The organism is Edaphobacter modestus, from assembly GCF_004217555.1.
In the GTDB taxonomy this organism is placed as follows: domain Bacteria; phylum Acidobacteriota; class Terriglobia; order Terriglobales; family Acidobacteriaceae; genus Edaphobacter; species Edaphobacter modestus.
In genome coordinates this window covers 5,727,892-5,749,998 of record NZ_SHKW01000001.1, presented here as the reverse complement: position 1 = coordinate 5,749,998, position 22,107 = coordinate 5,727,892, and the positions used below count along the sequence as shown (strand labels likewise).

General features: G+C 57.6%; 13 protein-coding genes. 5 read left to right on the top strand and 8 right to left on the bottom strand.

Annotated elements, in window-relative coordinates; translation table 11 throughout:
* Positions 1-150 precede the first annotated feature (150 nt).
* Both dctA and BDD14_RS24280 read left to right on the top strand, forming a co-directional pair.
* Positions 151-1,422, top strand: coding sequence for a C4-dicarboxylate transporter DctA (gene dctA, locus BDD14_RS24285; RefSeq protein WP_130422002.1), 1,272 nt, complete (start codon positions 151-153; stop codon positions 1,420-1,422).
* An 89-nt stretch (positions 1,423-1,511) separates the two neighbouring features.
* The gene (locus BDD14_RS24280) at positions 1,512-2,600 is read left to right on the top strand and encodes a tartrate dehydrogenase (protein ID WP_130422000.1); all 1,089 of its coding nucleotides are present in this window, start codon (positions 1,512-1,514) and stop codon (positions 2,598-2,600) included.
* A 67-nt stretch (positions 2,601-2,667) separates the two neighbouring features.
* Here BDD14_RS24280 and BDD14_RS24275 read toward each other — a convergent pair whose 3' ends face one another.
* From BDD14_RS24275 to BDD14_RS24260, 4 genes are all read right to left on the bottom strand, one after another.
* The gene (locus BDD14_RS24275; protein WP_130421998.1) at positions 2,668-2,895 is read right to left on the bottom strand and encodes a hypothetical protein; all 228 of its coding nucleotides are present in this window, start codon (positions 2,893-2,895) and stop codon (positions 2,668-2,670) included.
* A gap of 158 nt (positions 2,896-3,053) precedes the next feature.
* Positions 3,054-4,529, bottom strand: coding sequence for an efflux transporter outer membrane subunit (locus tag BDD14_RS24270; RefSeq protein ID WP_207231815.1), 1,476 nt, complete (start codon positions 4,527-4,529; stop codon positions 3,054-3,056).
* Positions 4,526-5,794 carry an efflux RND transporter periplasmic adaptor subunit gene (locus BDD14_RS24265; RefSeq protein ID WP_242618173.1) on the bottom strand — a complete coding sequence of 423 codons (1,269 nt, stop codon included), beginning with the start codon at positions 5,792-5,794 and terminating at the stop codon, positions 4,526-4,528. Before BDD14_RS24265 ends, BDD14_RS24270 begins: the two co-directional genes overlap by 4 nt.
* Positions 5,791-8,979, bottom strand: coding sequence for an efflux RND transporter permease subunit (locus BDD14_RS24260; RefSeq protein ID WP_130421996.1), 3,189 nt, complete (start codon positions 8,977-8,979; stop codon positions 5,791-5,793). The genes BDD14_RS24265 and BDD14_RS24260 overlap by 4 nt, the downstream gene beginning before the upstream one ends.
* Positions 8,980-9,109: 130 nt before the next feature.
* Here BDD14_RS24260 and BDD14_RS24255 point away from each other — a divergent pair, with 130 nt between their 5' ends.
* The 3 genes from BDD14_RS24255 (at position 9,110) to BDD14_RS24245 (ending at position 14,857) form a co-directional block, all read left to right on the top strand.
* Positions 9,110-10,012 carry a LysR family transcriptional regulator gene (locus tag BDD14_RS24255; RefSeq protein ID WP_130421994.1) on the top strand — a complete coding sequence of 301 codons (903 nt, stop codon included), beginning with the start codon at positions 9,110-9,112 and terminating at the stop codon, positions 10,010-10,012.
* Positions 10,013-10,231: 219 nt separating this feature from the next.
* Entirely contained in the window at positions 10,232-11,392 is a 1,161-nt protein-coding gene (locus BDD14_RS24250) for an alginate lyase family protein (protein WP_130421992.1), read from the top strand.
* Between the two features lie 171 nt (positions 11,393-11,563).
* Entirely contained in the window at positions 11,564-14,857 is a 3,294-nt protein-coding gene (locus BDD14_RS24245; protein WP_130421990.1) for a TonB-dependent receptor, read from the top strand.
* An 80-nt stretch (positions 14,858-14,937) separates the two neighbouring features.
* On the opposite strand, the gene BDD14_RS24240 is transcribed toward BDD14_RS24245, so the two are convergent.
* From BDD14_RS24240 to kduI, 4 genes are all read right to left on the bottom strand, one after another.
* Positions 14,938-18,303: a carboxypeptidase-like regulatory domain-containing protein gene (locus BDD14_RS24240; RefSeq protein WP_130421988.1), complete on the bottom strand. Its 3,366-nt coding sequence runs from the start codon at positions 18,301-18,303 to the stop codon at positions 14,938-14,940.
* 872 nt (positions 18,304-19,175) lie between these two features.
* Complete coding sequence (gene eda / locus BDD14_RS24235; RefSeq protein ID WP_130421986.1) at positions 19,176-19,832, bottom strand: bifunctional 4-hydroxy-2-oxoglutarate aldolase/2-dehydro-3-deoxy-phosphogluconate aldolase; 657 nt, start codon at positions 19,830-19,832, stop codon at positions 19,176-19,178.
* Between the two features lie 94 nt (positions 19,833-19,926).
* Complete coding sequence (locus tag BDD14_RS24230; protein WP_130421984.1) at positions 19,927-21,036, bottom strand: sugar kinase; 1,110 nt, start codon at positions 21,034-21,036, stop codon at positions 19,927-19,929.
* Positions 21,037-21,867: a 5-dehydro-4-deoxy-D-glucuronate isomerase gene (kduI, locus tag BDD14_RS24225; RefSeq protein ID WP_130421982.1), complete on the bottom strand. Its 831-nt coding sequence runs from the start codon at positions 21,865-21,867 to the stop codon at positions 21,037-21,039.
* Positions 21,868-22,107: the final 240 nt, after the last annotated feature.

Below are 22,107 nucleotides of genomic sequence, written 5' to 3'. Positions count from 1 at the left end.
TTCCTGTGAGCAAACGGCGCTACACCTCATAAGCGACAATCAGCGACTGCTCAGTGTATTCTGCCGTGGATTTCAAAATCCTCAATCAGGCGGTGCCAGCATAATTTTTCATGAACGATCTGCACTCGTCCTCAACGCGGTGGCCGTGCAATGAGACGTTTCTCCGAGACTTTATATCTCCAGGTCCTCGTGGCTGTCGCCATTGGAATCCTGATTGGCCTGTTCGAACCTCGCCTTGGCTTGCAGCTTCAGCCGCTCGCAAATGGATTCGTGAAGCTGATCAAGATGGTCTTTGCACCGGTCATTCTTTTGACCGTCGTGCTCGGCATCGCGCGGATGGAAAATCTGGCGGATCTGGGTCGGATCGGGGTGAAGTCACTTGTCTACTTTGAAGTCGTATCGACCCTGGCCCTGTTGATCGGACTCGGAGTGGTCGCTCTGGTCAAACCTGGCGTAGGGATGAACGTCGATCCTCACACTCTCGATGCAAAGGCCCTGTCAAGCTACACCTCTGCAGCACCTGACTCGATAGGCGATTTTCTGCTCCACATGATTCCCGACAGCGCCGTTGACGCGCTCGCAAAAAACGATGTCTTACCCATTCTCTTCTTCGGCATCCTGTTCGGGATCGCCCTGGCCCGCCTCGGGAGTCATGCCGCCCCCCTGGTGAACGTTCTCGATATCACCATGAAGGCGATGTTCCAGATCGTCGCCATCATCATGAGATTCGCGCCGATCGCTGCACTGGGGGCAATGTCGTTTACGGTCAGCAAGTATGGCTTTGCTTCCATCCTCTCCCTCGGCAAGCTCATGCTGACGATGTATATCACGTGCATCCTGTTCATCTTCGTCGTGCTTGGCGCGATTGCAAGGCTCTCCGGATTCAGTCTCTGGAGGTTTCTCCGGTACTTGAAAGATGAGATCGTAACTGTGCTTGGAACCAGTTCTTCGGAGTCGGTTTTGCCGCAGCTTATGCTCAAGCTCGAGAGGATTGGCTGCGCCCGGTCGACCGTTGGTCTCGTCGTGCCTGCCGGAATCGTCTTCAACCCCGATGGCCAGTGCATCTACTACACCATGGCCTCCATCTTCATCGCGCAGGCTACGAATACCCACCTCACAGCCGTTGACGTCCTCGTGCTCTTCGGCGTCCTCATGGTGTCATCGAAGGGCTCTGCGGGAGTCACCGGATCGGCATTCATCACTCTGGCTGCTACGCTGACATCCCTCGGCAAGATCCCGGTTGCGGGCATGGTACTCATCCTCGGAATCGACCGCTTCATGTCAGAGGCCCGCGCATTAACGAATACAATTGGAACGGCAGTCGGAACGATGGCCGTGGGTCGATGGTCGGGAACCCTCGACCTGTATAAAGTCAACCAGATACTCCATGATCAGCCCACGGTAGCTACATTCGACAAATAAACGCGCACAGCGAATCTCACAACTCAGGCTGGCGGTAGTTCCGCCATCTCATCCCCACACTCGAATCCCATCTCAGAGGAGCACCTTGCATGATCGCAACAGGCGGCAATGAGCGTACCTATAGAATCGCCGTAATTCCCGGCGATGGCATTGGCAGAGAAGTGGTGCCGGAAGGTCTGCGCGTGCTCGAAGCCGCCGCCAGGAAGTTCGGATTTCGATTGCATCTCGACGAGTTCGATTTCGCATCGTGCGATTACTATCTCAAGCACAACAAGATGCTGCCGGAGGACTGGAAAGAGCGCATCGGTAGCCACGATGCCATCTTCTTCGGTGCGGTCGGCTGGCCAGAAAAGGTTCCTGACCACATCTCCCTCTGGGGTTCGCTCATCCAGTTCCGGCGCGAGTTCGATCAGTATGCCAATCTTCGTCCCGTTCGATTGATGCCGGGAATTCCCTGTCCGCTCGCCGGCCGAGCTCCCGGCGACATCGATTTCTTCGTCGTGCGGGAGAACACCGAGGGAGAATACTCCTCCATTGGTGGCAGCATCTTTCCCGGAACCCATCGAGAGGTCGTGATTCAGGAGACGATCATGACTCGCATTGGCATCGACCGCATCCTGAAGTTTGCCTTCGAGCTCGCACAGAAGCGCCCGCGAAAGCACCTCACCTCCGCAACCAAGTCGAATGGAATCTCCATCACCATGCCCTACTGGGATACTCGCGTGGAGGAGATGGCAAAGTCGTTCCCTGATGTCACCTGGGACAAGTACCACATCGACATACTCGCCGCTCACTTCGTGCTCAACCCCGATCGATTCAACGTCGTCGTCGCGTCGAACCTGTTCGGCGACATCCTTTCCGACCTCGGCCCCGCCTGCACGGGAACCATCGGGATAGCTCCTTCAGGAAACATCAACCCGGAGCGCCTCTTTCCTTCTCTCTTTGAACCCGTCCACGGTTCTGCGCCCGATATCGCCGGACGAGGAATCGCAAATCCTGTCGCTCAGATATGGTCGGGAGCCATGATGCTTGACCATCTTGGCGAGACGGAGGCCGGCGCGGCGATCGTTCGGGCTATCGAACAGGTCCTTCCCCACAAACAACTCCGCACCCCCGATATGGGTGGCACCGCCAACACTGTGACCGCGGGGAAGGCGATCGCCGATGCATTGACATAGGCCCTCCGCGATCTGTCCACGAATGCACTAGCCGGCCGCATTCGTGGACAAGATTGTGCCCGCTAAATCAGTTGGGCATAGGGCAGGCAGCTTGCTCCTCGCTTAGTTCTCCCGATGCCACGATCACCGCGAGCGACTCCATCGCCTGGCGAATCAGTATTGCGGTCTGCGCGAAGACCTCAGGATCCATATTCAGAGTGACAGGCCCGACGCTCAGATGAACGGATTTGCACCCACACAGGCGAACGGCCCCAAATCCACCACGCTCCGCCAGTACCACGTTTATATCGCTCATCGATTCTCCTTCTGGTTCGATCTCCGGAAACCCTGCGGCGCTTCGCCAAAAAGACTCCGCAGCCTTCCGTCTTGAATGGAGACTAATTTAGTCCTATATCCGGGTCAAGCAAAATCTGTCGCTTGTAAACGACAGATTTTGCATGGGTCAATGGAATATTAGGGGTGCTGTGGGAGCTGCGAGGCGTTCCACCCTCCACCCAGAGCTTTGATCAGGAGCACGCTCGCCTCCAGGCGACGTTGGGTGATGTCGATATCGTTGCGTTCATTTTGAAGAAGCGCAGTCTGCCACGTGATCACCTGCAGATAGGTATCGACTCCACCTTCGTAGCGGGTCGTGAAGAGATCGAGAGATTGTTGTGCCGATGCGGTCGCGTCCTGCTGCTGGCCCGCCTCTGTCTCCAAACCATGAAGTGCGTTCAGATCATCCTCTACCTGCTGAAATGCGGTCAGCGTCGTCTGCCGATAGGAGGCAACGGTAAAATCGTAACCCGCGCGAGTGATATCGCTTGTAGCTCGCCTGCGGCCATGATCGTACAGGGTTTGGGACAACGTAGGACCGACCGCAAAGAATCGGCTTGGCCATGTGAACCAGGTCAGCGCCGAGGTTCCGGTGAATCCCGCAACTGCCGAGAGCGACAATGTCGGATAGAACGCAGCCTCCGCAATTCCGATCTGCTCGTTGGCCGCCGCCATGCGGCGTTCGTCGGCCGCGATATCGGGACGGCGCTCCAGTAACTGCGATGGCAGAGCACCAGGAATCTCCGGGAGCGTCGGGCCGGCAACGGTCACCGGGTTGCGCGGTAGCGTCAGCTGCGCAGGAGGCTTGCCAACCAGCATCGCAATCGCGTGCTCGTAGTCTGCCCGCATGATATCGACATCGGTCGCCTGCACTTGTGCCGTCTGTAGAACGGTGCGGGCCTGTGTGACGTCAGAGAGGGGTGCGGCGCCTCCGTTGTATCGATCCTCCGTCAATTGAAGCGCGTCCTGAAAGGCGCTCACGGTCTCATCCAGCAGTTTTCTTTGCGCATCCGCGGAACGAAGATCGAAGTAGTCGATGGCGAGTTCCGCATGCAGCGAAAGCCGGGTCGTCTCCAGATCGGCTGCAGAGGCCTGCGCCTGTTCCTGGGATTGGGTAATGCTGCGACGGATGCGGCCCCACAGATCGACCTCGTAGTTCAGGTCAATCGGAAGCGTGAAATCGCCCGAACCGTTACTGGTCAATGTCTTGTTGAAATAGGGCTGGTTTGTGGAATCCCGGACCACGCCGATACTTGGATCGGCACCGATCGTGGGTGCCTTATTGGCGCGATAAAAACGAACCGAGGCACGGGCTGAGCGGAAGTTAGCCTCTGCCTGCTTCAGGGTCTGGTTGGCTGGGTCGATCTGGGCTTCAAGAGTGTTCAACTCAGAATCGTGGAACAGTGTCCACCAGTCTCCCTTCAGTTGTGCGTCACTGGGTTGGGCCACCTTCCATCCGTCAGACGATTTGAAGTTGCTTGGCAGGGTCTCCTTGAACTCAGGTGCAACCGGAGCTGCCGGCCGAACATACTGCGGACCGACGCGGCATCCCGCCAATGTCACCGAAATCAATGCCGCCACTCCCATCGATGCAGATCTAAAAACGCGATTCATGACCGCCCCTTCGCTCCGCGATTCGCGCGGACCTGCATTCCGCTGGCAAGCGAGTCGGAAGGATCGATAACAATTTCGTCCGAAGATGTAAGACCCGAGGTTATCTCGACCGTGTTGCCATAATCCTGACCGATCGTCACCGGCGCAAGCTCGACGCGATCGTTCCGCACTACGGCCACGCGCAGACCCTCCGCGCGGAACAGAAGCGTATTCGATGGAACCGTGAAGGCATTGGCACCGCCCGGAACATGGAAATGTACGAAGACATAGGCGCCCGGAAGTAGCCTGTTGTCGCGGTTGTTGACATCTACTTCAACGTTCAGCGTGCGGCTCGCGAGATCGATTGCTTTGGCATTGCGCACGATCGTACCCGGAATCTTCTCACTCGGATTCGAATCCTGGGTGAGGTCGGCCGTATCGCCATTGTGAATCGAGTCAGCGTACACCTCGGGAACCGCAGCGTAGACACGCAACTTGCCCGTCGTAGCCAACTGAAACAATGCCCGGGGATTCGACGAACTGGAACCGGCATCGATCAGATCGCCTATATCCGTATTGCGTGCAGTAATTACACCATCGAACGGAGCAACAATCTTTTCGTAGTTCTGCAACTGCTCCAGGCGGCGAACGTTCGCTTTGCTTGCATCCACCGCAGCCTGGGCAGCGATGTAGTTGCTGCGGGCCTGATCCGTTTCCTGCTGCGATACCGCGTGCTTGGCAAGCAGGCTCTGCCAACGATTGCTCGTTACGCCCGCGAGCTCCATATTTGCCTGCATGCGATCCAGTTCCGCGCGCGACTGCTGAAGCTGCTGATCCACCTCAGGCGTTTCGATCTCAGCCAGCAACTGCCCTTGACGTACATGCGCCCCGATATCGAAATACCACTTCTTCAGGTAGCCGTTCGTGCGGGAGTAAATCGGCGCCTGGGTAAATGCCTGCACGTTTCCCGGAAGAACCAGATCCTGCGCCGCCCCCGATCCCGAATGAGGCTGCACAACGTTCACCGAAAGGATGGCAGCCTCATCGGTCGCTCTTGTGACTTCCTTCTCATGAGAGGAGCGGAGGTGGAGACCATACGAGATAGCGGCAATCAGAGCGACAGCGAAGAGAATCCCTACCGTGCGTCCGCTTCCTGGCCCTTCTACCGTACCGTTCGTGTGATCTTCCTTGTGCGCAGGCACAATATCCGTCTGCGCAGGTTTCACTGCTTCCTGTGTGCTGGGCATCCCGTTCTCCAAGGTGTGAGTTCCGCGGCTGTTGCTCATGCGTGCTCCTCGACAAGACGCTTTTGCTCGCGGCTGAGCCTGCGACTTTCGCTTCCGTGAATCAGCGCGAAGACGCAGGGAACAAAGACAAGCGTTGCGACGGTTGCGCAAAGAAGACCGCCGATGACTGCGCGGCCCAACGGAGCATTCTGCTCGCCGCCATCACCCATTCCAAGTGCCATCGGGATCATTCCGATGATCATCGCAAGCGCGGTCATGATGACGGGACGGAAGCGCGTCGTCCCGGCCTCGATCGCAGCTTTGATCGCGTCGCTGTGCTCTTCCAGGCGGATCTTCGCAAAGGAGATGACGAGAATGCTGTTCGCCGTCGCAACTCCCATACACATAATGGCCCCCATCAGAGCAGGAACGCTTAGCGTCGTATGCGTGAGGAAGAGGAAGAGCACGATCCCTGCAAGCGCCGCAGGCAACGCTGTAATAATGATGAAAGGGTCGATCCAGCTCTGAAAGTTGACCACGATCAGCAGGTAGACCAGCACGATTGAGAAGAACAGCCCTCCGATCAGGCCGATGTACGAGCTGCGCATCGTAACCACCTGGCCCTTCAGACTCATAAAGGTTCCGCGTGGAAGATTCTTCCTGTTCCGATCGAGAACCCTCTGAACATCCCGGCTTACCGCGCCAAGGTCCCTGTCCTGCACATTGCCGTAGATATCCACCACGCGTCGAATGTTGTAATGATTGATGACCGACATCTCGTGACCACGTTTGACACTTGCAAGATCACTTAGGATCTCCGGAGTTGCAGGTACCGTGGCCGAACCTGCTGTCGTCCGATTGATCGGGATATTATTCAGATCCTGCATCGAGGTCATCTTGTACTGCGGCGTCTGAGCAACGATGTTGTAGTTCACCTGGTTCTTCCAGTTGAGGAAGAACATCGGCGTCACCTGAAAGCTTCCACTCAGCGAATTCAGCACGCTGGTCGAAACATCGCTCTCGGTATAGCCGCCTTGTGAAGCCTTGGTACGGTCGACTGCGAGTTGCAGCGTTGGATAATCGAACGACTGCTGCTCACGAAGATCGACGAGACCAGGAACAGTGCGCAGCTCCGCCATTATCTTGTCTGCCTGCTCCTTGCTCGCTTCCACATCGTTGCCCTCAAGCTGAATGTCAATCGGAGCCGGAAGGCCGAAGTTCAGAATCTGGGTCGTGATATCTGCCGGAAGCATGTAGAACACGGCGTTTGGAAACTTGCGTGGCAGCTCTTCACGCAGTTTGCGGACATATCCTGCTGTAGGATGGTGATCCTCCTTGAGGGTCACCAGAACATCGCCATCGTTTGCACCGACAGACCCATTCGAAAGATGTTGGGTGTTCAACGCACTGTAAGGCAGGCCGATGTTGTCGAGGATGTTGTCGATCTCCGAGGCTGGAATCTCACGACGGATCTCATCTTCCACCAGGTCGAACAGCCTGGCCGTCTCCTCGATACGTAAACCGGAAGCTCCGCGCACATGCAGAATGAACTGGCCGCTATCGGTGTCAGGAAAGAAGTCTTCGCCCAGAGAGGGCACCAGAATAAATGCCGCAAGGCAAACGAGAAGGAACGACGGAATGAAGATCCGTCTCCGAAGAACCAGGCCCGATAAAATGCCTTGATAGCCGGCACGTACGCGCTCGAAGCCCCGTTCGAAGCCTTGTCGAAACCGTGCGAAAAATCCCGTACCCGGCGATCCATGCCCATGATCGCGAAGCAGGTACATCGCCAGCGTCGGCACCAGGGTTCGGCTCAATACGTAGCTTGCCAGCATCGCGAAGACCACAGCTTCGGCAAGAGGCACAAACAAATAACGAGCGACCCCTCCGAGAAAGAACATCGGCAGAAAGACGATGCAGATGCAAAGCGTAGAGACAAGAGCCGGGACAGAGATCTGGGCCGCACCCTCGAGAATCGCTTCACGTAGCGGAAAACCTTCTTCCAGGAATCGTTCGATATTTTCAATCGTAACGGTGGCATCGTCCACCAAAATGCCTACCGCAAGAGCGAGTCCTCCTAGCGTCATCGTATTGATCGTCTCGCCCATCAGACTGAGAACGATCACCGAAGTCAGAATCGAGAGAGGGATGGAGATCGCGATAATGATTGTGGAACGCCAGCTACCGAGAAACACCAGGATCATGATCGCGGTCAGCGCAGCAGCAATCACGGCTTCCCGGATGACTCCCTCCACCGCGCCACGCACAAACACGCTCTGGTCCGAGAGCGGCGTCATCTTCAGTTCGGGAGGCACCGTGGCAGCGATGCGAGGAAGAAGCGCCCGAATCCCCTTCACCACATCAAGCGTGGATGCGTTACCGCTCTTCAGGATGGAGATAAGCACTCCACGATGGCCGTCCTGGCGCACGATGTTGGTCTGCACCTGAAAACTATCGCTGACGCTGGCAACGTCCCGCAGATAAATCGTCGTTCCATTCACCTGCTTCAGCGGAATCCTGGAGAGTTCTTCTACCGTGCGGGGAGCTCCGTTCGTCCGGACGTCATACTCCGACTGACCAATCTTGATCGTCCCCGATGGCATCACGACGTTCTGCCGTCCCACAGCATTCAACAGATCTCCCGGAGCGATGCCTTTGGACTGCATCGCAGCCTGGTCCATATTAATGGTGATCTGGCGCTGCTTGCCGCCGTACGGCGAAGGAACCACAGAACCGGGAACCGTTACGAGCTGTGTACGAACATAATTGGTCGCGTAATCGTTGAGCTGCGACTCTGAAAGCCCGCGGCCAGAGATACCCAGCTGCAGAATCGGCACGCTCGATGCCGAGAAATTAATGATCTGTGGCGGTAAAGTGCCTGGAGGCAACTGACGCAACACGAATTGCGACGCTGCCGTCACCTGCGCGTTGGCCGTATCCAGCGAGGCCCCAGGCTGAAGAAAGATCTTCACAACGGCTACGCCGTTATACGTCGTCGATTCGATGTGCTGGATGTTATCCACCAGCGTAGTGAGCACCTTCTCGTAAGGAGAAGTAAGGCGCCCCTCCACCTCCTCCGGATTGAGACCCGTATACTGCCAGCCGACCGAGACCACCGGAATATTGATGTCGGGGAAGATGTCGGTCGGCGTACGCAGAATCACCACAGGCGCGGCGATAAGGATCAGAAGCGCAAGAACGATAAAGGTGTAAGGTCGATTAAGCGCTACTTTGACGATCCACATCGGATTTCGGGCGCCTCGTTTCCGCAAAAAACGGCAAAATGTTTCAACTATCTATTGGACACTTCTGACGGGCCCTCGATGCGCAGTTCTTTCCGACAGCATTTATCGGAAAAACCGATACCATATCTCTATGGAGTTAAGACACTTTCGCTATCTCGTTGCCGCCGCGGAACAAGGCAGCTTCAGCGGCGCTGCCCGACGCCTTAACGTGGCGCAGTCCGCCATCAGCGAGCAGCTCGCCGACCTCGAGCGGGAGATCGGAGTTCAACTCTTCACCCGATCCTCCAGAAGGACTGGCCTCACTCCCAGCGGCGAACTGTTTCTCAAGGAAGCCCGCCGCATCCTGGCAGACTCCGAGAAAGCCGTCGAGATCGCACGGCGAGCCCAGCGCGGCGAGATCGGAACCCTCAACATCGGCTTCTTTGTCGGCAGCGTTGGCGTCAACTTCCCCCGCCTTATCCGCGGCTTTCGAAAACAACATCCAGGAGTCAGGCTCTCTTTAGTCGAGATGACCTCCACTCGCCAGTGGCAGGCGCTGGTCGATGGCGAAATCGATGTCGGCTTCACCCGCCGGGTCGAACCTGAGTTCCGAACCGAGCTCGTCTCCGAGCTGATCCATCAGGACCCCATCAATGCCATCGTGCCCAAAGATCATCCTGTCGCTCCAGGCCCCGTCGATGTCCATGATCTCGCAGGCGAATCCTTCGTCCTCTCTTCGCGCGAAGCCTCACCGGCAGTCTTCGACAAAGTGATTGAACTCTGCTCCGAGGCTGGCTTCTCTCCGCGTATTGCCAGCATCTCGAGCGTCTGGTCCAGCGTCGTCATGATGGTCCAGGCCGGCGAGGGAATCGCTCTGCTTCCTCTCAACCAGCAACAGTCCCGTACTCGCGATCTTGCCTTTTGCCCGCTCCTGGCAAAGAACGCCTTCGTGGAATTCGTAATGGCGTGGTCCCCGAAGCACGACAGCGACCTGAATCGCAGCTTCCGTACCCTTGTGAAGGCACACTCCAACAACAGTGGAACCCGTCCATAGCCTTTACCACCGCCTGCAAGCTGGCTCGCACGCGAAACGCAATGCCTCGCGCTCTTGAGCGCTACTGTCCCGTCTCATAGCGAATGGCTCCACCATGCCATCCGGGTACGGTGATCTACACACGCTTTTATTTTGACGCCCCCGACCTCGCGCTCATAGTGCCTCGGCACCCATCTCTTCCGGGCCCGGCGTGATACCCTTCCGCCCAAGGTCGCCGACATGCTCACAACGCGTAGAGTCTTCTGTTCCCAGATCTGTTCTCAGACCGCAGCTCTTGTCCTGACGGCACGGCTTCCCGCCCAGACGCCCTCCACCGGAACCCCCACGCGCCCGAATGTAGCCGTCATCGACCACGACCGTATCCTCTCCGCCGCCGACCGCTTCCTCACCCAGGCCCCCGCGCCGCTCACCACTCTGCCCGCACCTCATCCCCCAGGCACGCCGCACGACTATTACTCCGAGCCCGAAAACCTTCCCGACGCCTTCACCGCTCACCGCGACGCCATCATCTCGCTCGCCCACATTGTGCCCGCACTCACCTCTGCCTACGTCCTCACCAAAGAGGAGCGCTACGCCCAACACGCCGTCACTCATCTCCGTGCCTGGTTCCTCTCGCCGGAGACCTCGATGACTCCCAACCTCGAGTACGCGCAGGTTGTCTCTCCCGCACCTTCCGGCCGCGCCGAAGGCATCATCGAGGCCGTCCACCTTACCGAGGTCGCTCAGTCCATTCCCTTCCTCTCGAACTCCGAAGCGCTCTCCCCGGCCGATCTCGAAGCAATCACCCTTTGGTTCACCAACTATCTCGACTGGCTCAACAACTCTCGCACCGCCGGCCTCGCCCGCGACATGCGCGACCACAACGGCTCCTCCTGGCTTCTGCAGGCCGCCGCCTGCGCCCGTCTCAATCTCAAGGACGACCGCGCGCTCACCACGTTGCGCCACCAGTTCCGAACCGCGACAATTCGCGCTCAGATCACCTTCGACGGCACCTTCCCACGCGAGCTCACTACTCCCAATCCCTATCGCAACAGCCTCTTCAATCTCGACATGCTCGCCGGTGCCTGCGATCTTCTCTCCACCCGTTTCGAAAGCGTCTGGAACTACGAGCTTCAGGACGGCCCCGGCATGCGCGTCGCATTCGCCCGGCTCTACCCCTTCATCGCCAACCGAAGAGCCTGGCCCTACAAGGCCGACGCCGCCTTCTTTACAGAACTCCCCTTGCGCCGCCCCGCACTCCTTCTCGCCGCCCGGGCCTACAGTCGGCCCGAATATGCAGAGACCTGGCGCGCTCTCCCAGCCGACACCTCCAACCCCGAGCTCGATCGTACCTTCCCCATCCGGCAGCCCCTGCTCTGGGTTACCCGGCCACGCCCCTGAAAACAAACGCCAGACAGCGCTGTCGATCTTTCGCCATCAATTCACACTACGCTCACACTTCAACAAGAAAGCGTCAGATTGTAGACACAAACCAGCCAAATAGTTCCGCTATTAATCAAAAAGTAACACGATTTTAATCTAGGCCTCCAATACTCGACCCATAGAGGCCCTATGAAACCCACACGTTTAATAATAATTTTGCTTGTCTTTCTATCCGAGAGTTTTGCCCAGACCAGCACAGGAAGCATCACCGGCTTCCTCACAGACAAATCTGAAGCCGTTCTCGCTGACGCTCAAGTCACGCTCACCGACGAGAACACCGGCAGGGAACGCGTCACCACGACCAACAACTCCGGCCACTTCGCGCTCGTTCAGCTCCTGCCGTCCATCTATACCCTCCAAATCTCACACCCCGGCTTCTCTTCCCTCCAGGCAAAGGGCATCGTGGTTCAGGTCGGCCAGGAGGTCAGCCGCAACTTTACCCTTGGCGTCGAAAGCGCCCAGAGCATGGTCACCGTCGAGGCCGGTAGCGTCACTCTCGATACCGACTCTGCAAAGATCGGTGCCAACGTCGCCAGCCGCGAGATAAAAGAGCTCCCCATCAACGGACGGCAGATCTCCCAGCTTTACCTCCTCGTTCCCGGCGCCACCAACTCTGGCTCCGGCACCTTCGGCGACATCCGCTTCTCCGGCCGCGCCGTCGAGCAGAACATCATCCGCGTCGACGGAATCGAAGCAACCTCCATCATCGACACCTCCCCGGGCAACCTCAACGGAGAACTCGGCTCCCTCTTCCGCCTCCAGCAGTCCCTCGAGGCCGTTCAGGAGTTCCGCATCGACTCCTCCAGCTATCCCGCGGAGATGGGAACGGGAACCGGCGGCCAGATCAGCTTCATCAGCAAATCAGGTACTAACAACTTCCACGGCTCCGCCTTTGAGTACGTTCGCAACGACTTCTTCGACGCGAGAAACACCTTCAACCGCAGAGCAACCCCGACCAGCCCCACAGCCGGCAACCCCAAATTCCGCCTGAACCAGTTCGGTGGCTCCATCGGCGGTCCCATCCTCAAAGACAAGTTCTTCTTCTTCGCCAACTACGAAGGCCTGCGCCAGACCTGGGCAGCCCCTTATACTCAGGCAACGCTCAGCAACTTTACAAAGTCGCAGATTCCGACGACGAGCAGCGTCTATCCTCTGCTCGCTGCCTTCCCTGCCGATCCCTTTCCGTTAGATCCTGCGTTCGCTTCACGAACCGTGACCACCGTGGGCGCCAACCGTATCCAGGAAGACTTCGGGGATATCCGCTTCGATTACCACATCAACGATCGCTTCGGCGTCTACGCCCGCTACAACATCGACCAGGGAAGCTCCACCCAGATTCAGGATGCCTCCCTCAGCCAGTTTGGGCAGGTCTCCGTACCTCAGAATGGCGTAATCGCCTTCACCCAGGTATGGACACCTCACATCTTCAACGAAACCAAGTTCGGCTACAACGGCATCAAGATGCGAGTTCAAGGTATCGCCGGCCCCAGCCCGAGCGCCGACATCAGCCGCGCGCGTATTGCTGTCGCCGGTCTCACCAACGTCGGTTCCCTCATCAGCCTCTCCAGCTCATTCAACGGCATCGGCGCGCCCTACACAGGTCAGAGCTACTCCTATATCGATAACTTCTCTCTGCTGAAGGGCAACCACAACATGAAGTTTGGTGTTGAGATCCGGCCCATCTCGCTCTATAACAATCAGCTCGGTGGAACGACCTATACCTTCAATAGCATCGGCGATTTCAGCAGCAATCGACCTTCTCAAATTGCCTTCTACGGCGATCTCAGCGATCTCAGCCCCTTCACCGGCCTCAGCGGCGATGCGCAGGTCAAGCAGAACTACTACATCGGCTACGCTCAGGACGAGTGGAAGATCAGGCACAATCTCACCCTCAGCTACGGTCTGCGCTACGAGTATTATTCGCCTCTCCACGAGGTCCGCAATAAGGTCGTTGTCTTCGACATGGCCGCCGGCACCATCCTACCCAACTACCCAGGAGATTGGTACGCCAGCTCGAAGAACAACTTTGGTCCACGTCTCGCACTCACATGGTCACCCGACGCTACCAATGGCAACACCATCCTCCGCATAGGTGGCGGCGTCTTCTACGGCCCCGGGCAGACCGAAGATCAAATCCAGCCCGAAGCCAACGACCGCGTTCAGCGCACATTCAGCCAGAGTAACGCTACGGGTTTCTCAAAAGTCTATCCGATCAATCCTCAAACTGATGTGTATGCCAACTACGACATCAACAGCCCAACGCTGGGCTACCAACCGCGCGCCTACGCTCCGAAGTACAAGGTTCCCGAGCGCGTCACCACTTACACTGCCTCCATCGAGCAGCGTCTCCCCGGCCAGGTTCAGTTCATGATCGGGTACGTTGGATCAACCGGCCGCAACCTCTTCCTCCGCTCCATCACCAACCTCATCACCGGCGTTAGCACCAATCCCATCACCGGGGTCGGCACTGCGACGCGCCAGTTCGGTGGGCGCTTCGCTGAGGTCGACTACAAAACCTCGGGAGGAACCGATATGTACAACGCCCTCCAGACCTCGCTGCAGCGTCGGTTCGCCCGCGGGCTTTCTCTGGGTGCGCAATACACCTGGGCCAAAGAGCTTGGAACATCCAGTGGATCGAACGAAGCCACAACTGCTCAGAATCCCTACGACTTCCGCACGGAATACGGCCGCGGAACCTTTGACATCCGCCACAGCCTCAACGCCACCGTCCTCTACGACCTTCCCTTCGGCCACGGAAAGACCTATGCTCTCTCCGGCCCGATGGATATCGTCGCAGGCGGCTGGCAGATCGGCAGTATCGTCAACTTCCGGAGCGGTGTCCCGATCGACGTCCTCATCACCCGCCCGGACCTCGCCTACGTCGGCAATCCCGGAACATCCATCGCTGGCCAAACCTTCGGGAGCCCGGTCATAACCAATGGCGTCGTGCAGACTACCGCTGTCGTCAATGTGCCCGGAGGCGGCAACAGCCGCAACATCCGCCGTCCCAACGTGGTGCCGGGAGTCAATCCCTACATCAAGAGTGGATACCAGTACCTGAACCCGGCGGCATTCTCCACACCGGCTCCAGGAACCTTCGGCAACTACCGGCGTAACGATCTGAGCGGACCGAATCTGGCCCAGCTCGACATGACGCTCGGCAAGCAGTTCCACGCCACGGAAAGAGTCAACTTCGAGTTCCGTGCCGATGTCTACAACATCCTCAACCACCCCAACTACGCTAACCCTGGCACCGTCCGGCTGAACCAGACGCTGAGCTCGGGTGCTTCGAATCAACCCGGAGCACCCTTCAGCCAGTCCGCCGCTGGATCGGCCTTCGGTGTCCTCTCTTCCACCGTCGGCAACCAGGTAGGAATCGGAGCCAACCGCCAGATCCAGCTCTCGCTCCGCGCCAACTTCTAGCTGTCCTGCTATACAAAGACTTCTGCCGCAGGGGAATTTCCCTGCGGCAGAAGTCTTTAAAGCACCGGAATGCAGAACAACTAGAAGTGAACTCTCAGAACAAACTCCATCGTCCTCGGATCGGTCGTTCCTGTAACCTGCCCGAAGTTTCCCGTGCCCATGGTGTTCGACACAGTAAACGAAGAAAGATGGTTCGGAACATTGAACATCTCCGCCCGAAAGTCCATTGCCACCTGCTCCCAGATGGGAATCGATTTCTGCAGCGATGCATCCCAGTTATTGAAGAGAGGTCCCTTCGTCGAGTAGGCCTGAAGATTGCCGTAGGTCCCCGCCGCCGGAATCGCGAATGCCGCCGGGTTCAGGTACTGCTTGCCGCGAGCCCCCGCAAAACGGTCTCCTACCAAGTTGGGCCGCTGCAGGACCGATGTCACCGTATTTCCCGACGTTGCCGAATTTGTCGCCTGCGTCACGTTGATCGGAATTCCCGATGCGATACGTGTGATGCCCGAGACCGTCCAGCCTCCCAGCGCCTTTTTGTACCAGACATCGCTTCTCTGCCAGAATGGCAGCGGATACACGTAGCTGATCGCCAGAATCTGTGGCTGGTTGAAAGACGCTGGACCGTAATCGCCTCGCAGATTGAAGGAATCCTGCGGAGAATAGTTATAGGCCTGCCCGTCGGTCAACGCCTTCGACCACGTATACGAGATGCTCACCGTTCCGCCCTGCCGCATCCTCGTCAACAAACGCGCCTGAAAAGAGTGGTAATTGGAAATAGCCCCATTGCGGCTTTCAAAAATATCCTGATAGCCAAGGTAAGGCCGCAACGCGTTGGCAGCTACTCCTGGATTCGCCTGAAGCGTTCCCGCCGGAGCCTGATTCAGATTGTTGTAATAGCTGAGATTCGCCGAGCTGGTGCCGACGTAGTTGAACTCAGCCACCGTATCGCCCTTCACCTTCTGCTGAACCCCAATGCTCCAGTTCTTCACCCGGGGCGGCTCAAGGTTCTGGTTGGGCGAGTTTGAAATGGTGCTGGGATTTGCAGCGGCAGGAGCAGCGCTCGCGATCGTATCTACATTGCCATTCGATACATTTGCCACCGTCGTAAAGGGAAGCTGTGAGACCGATCCGTAGTAATAATTCCCTTCAATGCGCTCGTACGAAAGCCCAAAGCCGCCTCGCAGGACTGTGCTCTGCCTGCCCGTCAGATCATAGGCAAATCCAACCCGCGGAGCCCACGCTCCCCAGTACGTATTCACCAGGCCCAGCGGCAGGTTATGGAAGAGAGCATTGACTGCGGGATTGTTATAAACAGAGACGCAGCAAGCGGCTTTGGATGGAAATCCAGAGCCCGGAAGGACCAGGCCGTTATACGGATAAGGATTGCTTGTGATGAACCCCGTACTGCGATCGACCGTTGCCGCGTGGCTCGGATCGTAGAAATCCGGCCGAAAGCCCGAGCCATTGTTGAATGTACTAAAGATGGGCTGCATATACTGCCATCGCAAGCCAAGATTCAACGTCAGACGATGACTTACCATCCAGTCATCCTGAACGTAGGTCTCAATCTGGGTAAAGCGAGCCTGCACCTGCTGAATGTTGCTGCCTTCCTGGTAGGTTGTAAAGTTTCCCTGTAATTCGTTGGCCAGCGCCTGGTTCGCCGCTGTCTGGGACGACTGTCCGGTAATTCCATTGTTGAATCCGAACGAGCCGTTGATGGCCGGGATCGACGTCTGGTTCTTTCGTCCTCGCCACGCGTAAATGCCCGTCTTCAAACTGTGGTTTCCGAGAATGCGAGTAAAGTCGTCCTTCCCCGCATAGATGCGTTGGTAATTATTAAAGTTGATCGCCGTCGCCGAAAGGCCGGTAAAGCCGGTCGTCGTCACCGAAGGAATATCGGGCGACGCGGGAAACAGCGTCGGATAGTTCATCCCGTTATCCGACCGCAGAATGCTCGTCAGACCGAACTGCGGATTCGGCGCAATCCCGTTGGTCTGCGAAATAACATTCCCGGAAAACGATCCCGTGAGCGTATTCACCGTCTTGCTGTTAATCGTCCGCGTCCACTGCACCGAAGAGGTCAGGCCGGGGAGCTGGCGTTGAAAGTTAATCAGGTTCGTAGGATTTCCCAGGCTGGTGTAGTAATCATGAACGTAGTGACCGGAGATCTGGTTCTTCTCGTTCATGTTGTAGTCGATCTTGAACAGATATTCCTGCGTATTCAGAACGTTGAAGTTGCCATAGTTGTAGCTGTTCCCGCCGTTGGAGTTTCCGGTAGGAAACAGGTTCACCAGCGCTCGCCCGTTCGCTGTGCTGCATCCAGCCACCGCAGCCCCCGAGCATTGCGGAACAATACCTCCTGCAAACGGCTGGCCCGTCGCCGGATTGATGGGCCACTGCGATGTCGGAAACGCGGAAAAATCGCCATTCTTCTGTGCGGCCGTCGGCACCGTGGTCGTCGTAATGGTCGAGGTCCGCAACCGCTTGAAGTCCTGCCCCACAAAGAAAAACAACTTGTCGCGATTCACATTGAAATGTCCCGGAATAAAGATCGGTCCGCCGAACATCCATCCAAAGTTGTTGTACCGCAGGGGAGGTTTCACCGGGTTGGTCGTGCCGAGCGGCTGGAAGGCATAGGCCTGGATCGCATCGTTTCGGAAATATTCGTAGGCCAGACCATGAAAATCGCGCGTGCCGTTCTTGATCCCAACGCTGATGCTGGCGCCGGAGGTCCCTCCATAGCTGGCATCGAAGCTTGAAGCAGCCGTCTTGAACTGCTCCAGAGCATCGGGCGAGATGTTGACGAAGTTATTTCCTCCGCCGCCATTGTCTTTATTGTCCACGCCGTCAATAAAGTAGTTGAACGTGTCCCCTCGGCTTCCATTTACCGACTGCGAGCTACCGTCGACACCATAAGTTCCAAAAAGGGCAAATCCGCTCGCAACCGTGGAAGAAACTCCAGGGGCCAGGGTAATCAGCTGAATATAGTTGCGTCCGTTAAGTTGGAGATGCGTCGCCTCTTCGCTCGTCACAACCGATCCCACCTCGGCGCTTGTCGTCCTCATCTGAACCACATCGGCTTCCACCGTAACGGACTGCGTCTCTTCTCCCACTGCCAAAGCGATCGGAATACTTGGCTTGCCACCGACATCGACCTTGACGTTCCGGATCACGACCTTCTTGAAGCCTTTGGCGGTCGCAGTTACCGTGTAGGTGCCCACAGGAAGATCGAGCGCAATATAGTTGCCGTCCGCGCTGGTGCGGACCTCCTTGATGAGCCCCGTCCCCTCGTTGGTGACCACGACGGTCGCATTCTGCACCATCGCTCCACTGGCATCGGATACCGCTCCTGAGATCTGCTGGCTATTCACAGTCTGCGCATGCAGACCTGCAGTCATCAGAAAACTGCATACCAGTGCCAGAACATAGCTTGAAAAACGTCTCATCTTGCCTCCCTGATTTTTTTTGAAGCGAGTTTCTATGTCGTTTCCGCTTATTTGTTGTTCAGATCAGGGAGAGAAAAACAGTCGGTCGAAATACCCGTCGCCTTGAGAACAGGCAGACCGGGGCGCCACGAGTCGCTCGCTCGGAGATCCCCAGAAAACTGACGGTGATCGACAAGACTATTTATTGCGCGCCGTGAAATATATCGACCTAACTTGATAGGTGTCAACACTAAGAACAAAATTGTGTGAGGACGGAAGATGCGGGAGGCGTCCAGGGCGGAGGCTCCCGGACGGAGTGCCTTCCATCGTTTTACCGTCGAGAAACAACCGGTCTCAGAGAAAATCTCTGGATATCACCGCGGCCGGAGATTCTCCGCGGGAAAAATAAAGGCTGGCGGAATAGGTATCGCTCCAGAGAGTGCCTTCGAAAGATGAAATCTCGAATCTCTCACCCGGAAGCGTGACGCGTCACACACCCTTCGACCCGCTTAGTGGTCTCGTTGCCGAGCGTACTCTCGCAGTTCATCACCTGTCGTTCATAACCTTTTACGGCTCTCGGTCGATCGAATCCCGCCACACTCAAACCTCGGATTCCAATTTAAAACCCGGCGACCTGCCGATCATCGCGGGGCAAAAACCTGTCAAGCGCAATTCTCCCTCAAGCAACTAAAAACAAACAAGATGCATTGTGCCGATCAGTTCCCTGTTCGCAGTTAAAATAGAAGTCAGGAAAGAAGAAGGCCCAGGGCATGCCCTGGGCCTTTCCTGGAATCGTTCGCTTGCAGTCTCTCCGGGAAAACAAGGGCCAAGGGGAAGTCCACCTATCTTCTATCTTTCCAAGACTTTACATCAAAAAGTCAGAGGGGGCCTTCCTACGATGCCTTCTTACCCTGGAACTCCCTGACGATGGCGAGATACTTCTTCGCGCTCTCCGTTACGATCTCCGGCTTGCCCTCGGCCATGGCCTTGGTGTTCACCAGATCAGCGCCAACACCCAGGGCGAACGCACCGGCCTGGAGGAACTCCACAGCCGTCGCCAGAGAGACACCTCCCGTGGGAATCATCTCCACCTGCGGCAGCGGAGCCTTCAGCGAGCTGAGATACTTCGCTCCGCCCATCGCGCTGGCCGGGAAGATCTTCACCACGTCAGCGCCAGCCTCCCAGGCGTTGACCACCTCGGTCGGCGTCAGCGCGCCCGGCAGAGCCGCGATCGAGTAGCGATGGCACATCTCGATTGTCTTCACGTTCAGCGCCGGGCTGACGACAAACTTCGCGCCCTCGAGGATGCAGGCCCGCGCCGTCTCCGGATCGAGCACCGTGCCCGCGCCGATCAGGATGTCCGGCCGCTGCTCGGCCAGCTTGCGCATCACCTGGATCGCGCCCGGAACCGTCATCGTGATCTCGAGCACCGTTACGCCGCCGGCGGCGATCGCCTCGGCCAGTGCCAGTGCCTTGTCGACCGACTCGGCGCGAAGCACCGGAACCAGGCCGATCTCTTTCAATGAAGCCAGAACAGCGGCTTTCGTCATGGAATTACTCGCTTTCTAGAAGTCTGGATGCTCGGTCGAATCAACGCTCGACCGAGCATCTGTAAATACTCTTGAAGATGCTCCGCTTACTTTTCTATCGCTGAACTCGAGCGCCGCCGCCCTTCATCACGCGCTGCACCTCGTCGAAGGTAGCCATCGTCGTGTCTCCGGGAGTCGTCATCGCCAGCGCGCCGTGAGCGCAGCCGCAGTTTACAGCCCAGTCAGCGCCCTTCTCGTTCAGGAAGCCGTAGACCAGGCCGGAGGCGAACGAGTCGCCGCCGCCGACGCGGTCAAAGATCTCGAGCTCAGGCATCGGACGAGCCTCGTGGAACTTGTCCTCGTAATAGCAGACAGCGCCCCAGTCATTGACGCTCGCCGTCTTGGCATGACGCAACGTCGTCGCCACAGCCTTGAAGTTCGGATACGCCGCAACCGCCTTCTCGATCATCTTGCGGAAGTTCGCCGAGTCAAGCTCGCCCAGATCGTCGCCAACGCCCTCGATCTCGAAGCCAAGCGCGGCAGTAAAGTCCTCCTCGTTGCCGATCATCACATCGACGTACTGGGCGATGTCGCGGTTCACCTCGGTGGCCTTGGCCTTGCCGCCGATCGCCTTCCAGAGGGAATCACGGTAGTTGAGGTCATAGCTGGTGATGACGCCATGCTTGCGGGCGGCCATCAGGGCCTCCTTGCAGACCTCGGGGGTGGTTTCGCTCAGAGCGCAGAAGATTCCGCCGGTGTGGAACCAGCGCGCGCCTTCCTTGCCGAAGATCTCGTCCCAGTCTATCTGTCCGGGCTTGAGCTGGCTGACAGCGGTGTTGCCGCGGTCCGAGCAGCCCAGGGCGGCGCGCACGCCGAATCCGCGCTCCGTGAAGTTCAGGCCGTTGCGAACCGTGCGGCCCACGCCGTCATACTTGACCCACTGCACGTGGCTCTGGTCGACGCCACCCTGGTTCATCAGATCCTCGACCAGACGGCCGACGGGGTTGTCGGCGAGCGCGGTCACGATCGCCGTCTTCAGACCGAAGCAGCGGCGCAGGCCGCGAGCGACGTTATACTCCCCGCCGCCTTCCCAGGCCTGAAACTGCCGGGCGGTTGCAACACGAACGTCGCCCGGATCGAGGCGAAGCATCACTTCCCCAAGGCTGACCAGATCCCACTTGCACTCTTCTTTTTTACGAATCGTTAAACTTGCCGAATTACTCATCTATCGAAGCTCCGCGATGGCAACGCCATCCATGTCGTCATACGCCTGGTTTTCTCCGCCCATACCCCAGCAGAACGTATAGTGCTTTGTTCCAACGCCGGCATGGATCGACCATCCCGGCGAAACTACAACTTCCTTGTTCGCCATCACCAGATGACTCGTCGCATCCGGCGGCCCCATCAGGTGCAACACGCGATGCGCCGGGTCCACATCGAAGTAGAAGTACACTTCGCTGCGCCGCATGTGCGTATGCGGAGGCATCGTGTTCCAGTTGCTTCCCGGCTCGAGCATGGTGAAGCCCATGACCAGCTGGCAGCTCTTGATGCCATCCTTGAAGATGGCCTTGTAGATCTTGCGCTTGTTGCAGGTCTCGACCGTGCCCAGTTCCACCGGCTTCAGGTCCGCGAACTTCACCATCGCGGTCGGATACTCTGCGTGCGCGGGGTAGCTCAACAGATAGAACTCCGCGGGTTTCGCGGCGTCCTTGCTGGAGAAGGTCACATCCTTCGACCCGCGCCCGATGTAGAGACAGTCGAGCTTATCCATCTCGAAGGTCTTTCCATCCACGGTGACTGTTCCTGCTCCGCCGATATTAAGGGCGCCGAGCTCGCGCCGCTCGAGGAAGTAGTCCGCTCGCAGCTCCGGTTCCGTCTCAAGCTTCAGCGGAGAACCGGTCGGGACGGCGGAACCTATGACGGTGCGATCGAGATCCACGTACGCGAACTCGATCTCATCGGGCTGGAAGAGGTCTTCCAGCAAGAAGGTCTCGCGCAGCTCCTCCGTATTCATCAGTCCATACCGGACCGAATCTGCCATCTGATACAGCCTCATCGCATTTCTCCTCTGTTGCGGAACCTCTCCGCAGCTGCTCATTTATGGTGGCGTGAAACAAGGATATCGTCCCTGCTTCCGCAGCCCTAAGCCATATGACCTAAATGTCCCGCCGAGCAAACCGGTCTCGTCTCATGTCCATCCTAAGCGCCAAAGCTCAACGCCCGGAACCGAGACGGCCCTACCCACGATACGAAACGAAATTCACGACCGTCAATAAAACACCAATAACCGCACGCG